Source organism: Carnobacterium sp. (assembly GCF_032094055.1).
Taxonomy (GTDB): Bacteria; Bacillota; Bacilli; order Lactobacillales; family Carnobacteriaceae; genus Carnobacterium_A.
Map to the genome: position 1 here is coordinate 7,788 of NZ_DAMDAK010000047.1, position 3,221 is coordinate 11,008.

Here is a 3,221-nt window from a genome sequence, read left to right on the forward strand (position 1 = left end):
TCTTTTCTAGCTGCATATTCCAACCCCATAGCATTTGGAAACCGCCTGCGCAATTGGTTCATCGCATCCATCACAAAATCCTCGTCTTCCAATTCAAAAAAAACATAATCGTCAGACGTTTGTGTCATCAAGTCTTGAAATGATCCTTTAATGATACGCATATCATGTCTGGTTTCCAAATAAATCGGTTCAACTTCTACTTGGCCTTTTTCAAGGGTCACCAAAGAGACTTGTTTCTTTTGGATGGCTTCTGATTTAGAATATTTTAAAATCGAACCGCTATAGCGAATTCTTTCATGTTTCACTTTTTGTGGTTTATGTAAATGCCCTAAAGCCACATAATCAAATTCTTCGAATAATTCAACATTGACGTATTCGGCCGTTCCGATGCTCAATGGCCGCTCTGAATCGGTCGTTTCAGAGGTGTCATTATTAAAATTGATCACATACCCATGTGCGATCAATACATTGGTTTCATTAGGATTCATCGTTTCTTTGATTTTTTCGAGCTGGGCTCTAGTGGCATCTTCTAAATTTTTGATCGAATCATCTTTTAGCAATTCTCGAATATACACATGATCTGCAAATGGCAATAAATAGAAATTTGTATCTTGAATCGTAACTTTCCGAGTCGTTTCTTTGACTGTTCCTTCTATATAAAGCTGACTAGACTCCAACAAAGCAGCTCCATATTCAACTCGCTCATTGCTGTCATGATTGCCGGCAATTACGAATACGGGAATTTTCACCTCATAAATCAACCTCGTCAGTACCGAATTCACCAAAGCAACTGCCTCTTTTGGTGGAAAAGCACGATCATATAAATCTCCTGCCATAATTAGTGCATCAACCTTTACTGTCTTCAACTTTTCAATTAATTGGTTTAGAAAAAATTCTTGATCTTCCAGCATTGAAACTTCATTAACGATTTTTCCAATATGCCAGTCAGCTGTATGTAATATACGCAAAATAATCGGCTCCTTTGTTTCATTTCTTTTAGTTTGTTTTAATCCAAATTTATTTAATCGAACTCTTGTCTCGGCCTTCCTAGTTTACCACGCTTGATTTAAATACAAAAGTTCCGTTTTTTTGCTGATTTGTTAAGTATAACGGCTCTTTCTCTATTAAATTATCCGCTAAAAGTAAAAAAACATTTTTTAAAACAAAGGTTTTGTTTCTTTTAAAATGATATAATAACTTTATTATTATAAAATGGGAGGGTTTCCAATGTCCAAGTTAGTATTAGGATTAGACATCGGTATTTCTAGTGTCGGTTGGGGAATTATAGATGAAGAAACAGGAGAAATTAAAGATGCTGGCGTCCGTTTATTTGAAGAAGCCAGCAGAAATGCCAACGAAGAACGACGCGGTTTCCGGAGTGCACGCCGCTTAAAAAGAAGACGGAAGCACCGCTTAGATCGAACAAAAACTTTGCTGGAAGAAAACAGCCTTTCTTGCGAACACATTCAGCAGTATAATCCTTATGAAGCTAGATACCATGCGCTTTACGAAAAAGTAAGCACAGATGAACTAGCAGCTGCGCTTTATCACTTAGTCAAACGTCGGGGAACTACTTTAGACACTCCGCAAGAAGATGAGAAAACAAGCGGCAGCGAGCTTTCTACCAAAGAACAATTAAAAAAGAATGCAAAAAAATTAGAAGATAAATACATTTGCGAAATCCAATTAGAAAAAATACAAGCTGGCGAAGTAGTTCGTGATCATACAAATCGTTTCAAGACGGCTGATTATATCAAAGAAGCCGCAGCTATTTTAACGAAACAGCAAGAATTCCATCCAGAAATTACAGATACTTTCAAAGAAGACTACTTAGCATTAATTAACAGCCGTCGAATGTATTACGATGGTCCTGGTTCTGAAAAATCGCCTACTCCTTACGGGCAATACTCTATTGGAGATGATGGAAAACTACATTTCGAAACGATGATCAATAAAATGCGTGGGCACTGTACATATTTTCCTGAAGAATTGCGCATCGCTAAAATGTCTTACACAGCCGATTTATATAATTTGCTGAATGATTTGAACAACATTAGCTTTCCAAGTGAAGAAACTGGAAAAAAAGAACACCTTTCTATCGAAGATAAACAATACTTTGTTGATAATTTTGTAAAAAAAGGCAAACCTGTAACTTTGAACGCTATTGCTAAGTATAAAAAAGTAACTAATGAACAAGAAATAACAGGAGCTCGGATTGATTTAAAGACGAACAAGCCTATCTTTACAGATTTTATCGGCTATAAAAAACTAAAAAAATTGCTCAAACCTGTCTCTTCCGTTCCCGCTAGTTTTTTTGATAACGTAGATTTGTTAGATCAGATTGCAGAAATATTGACAGCTGAAAAAAGTCTAAAGCGGCGCGAAAATCAACTATCTACTTTATTTCAGTCTGTTTACCAAGAAAATTTGCCAGAAATCACTGCTGCTTTGATCAACGACACCGCTTTTAAGGAATACCATGCACTTTCCAAAAAAGCCATGCAACTGGTTTTACCCGAACTCTGGGAAACAAACAAAAACCAAATGCAGATTTTTACAGAACATGGTTTAGGAAAAAGCCGGCTTGAAAAATTACAATCTGGAACTAAGATTCAATTTGATGACGAAGCAATTTTGAGTACCGTTGCCAAGCGGGCGCATCGTGAAGCTATTAAAATCACCAATGCAGCGCGAGAACAATATGGTGAATTGGCTTATGTGGTAGTTGAAATGGCGCGTGAGAAAAATAGTGACGAAAAAAGACTAAATTATGCTAATTTCCAAAGAAACCAAGGCAAGTTTGAAAAGAAAATTTGTGATTTACTTGAAGTAAAAAGCTTGAAAGAGTTACCTCTGAAAGGCAAAAAACATCTAGCCTTGAAGTTGTGGGATGCTCAAGATGGAAAATGTCTTTACTCTGGTAAGTACATTGCCCTTTCTGATATCGTTCATGACTTTAATAAATTCGAAATTGATCACATCATCCCGCTTTCTTATTCTTTTGATGACAGTCAGCAAAATAAAGTGCTCGTTTACCGTGCAGAAAATCAGCTGAAAGGTCAATTGACTCCCTTCCGGTATTTCCAAAGCGGTAAAGCTGCTCGTTCATTTCCAGAATTTAAAGCTGATTGCTTGAACTTATTCAAGTCTCGCAGAATCAGCAAAAAAAAGCTAAGCTATTTATTGGAACAAGATGGTAATCAGTATGATGAAGAAATAAA

The 3,221-nt window shown here is 36.5% G+C and carries 2 protein-coding genes; one reads left to right on the top strand and one right to left on the bottom strand.

The genetic code is table 11. The features are described 5' to 3' along the window. The coding region (locus RT405_RS08340) for an exonuclease SbcCD subunit D (RefSeq protein WP_313469062.1) at positions 1–968 on the bottom strand (968 nt) is incomplete at its 3' end. A gap of 259 nt (positions 969–1,227) precedes the next feature. Between RT405_RS08340 and cas9 the strand changes: the two genes are divergently transcribed. Beyond that, a partial coding sequence (gene cas9 / locus RT405_RS08345) for a type II CRISPR RNA-guided endonuclease Cas9 (protein WP_313469063.1) occupies positions 1,228–3,221 on the top strand: 1,994 nt, incomplete at its 3' end.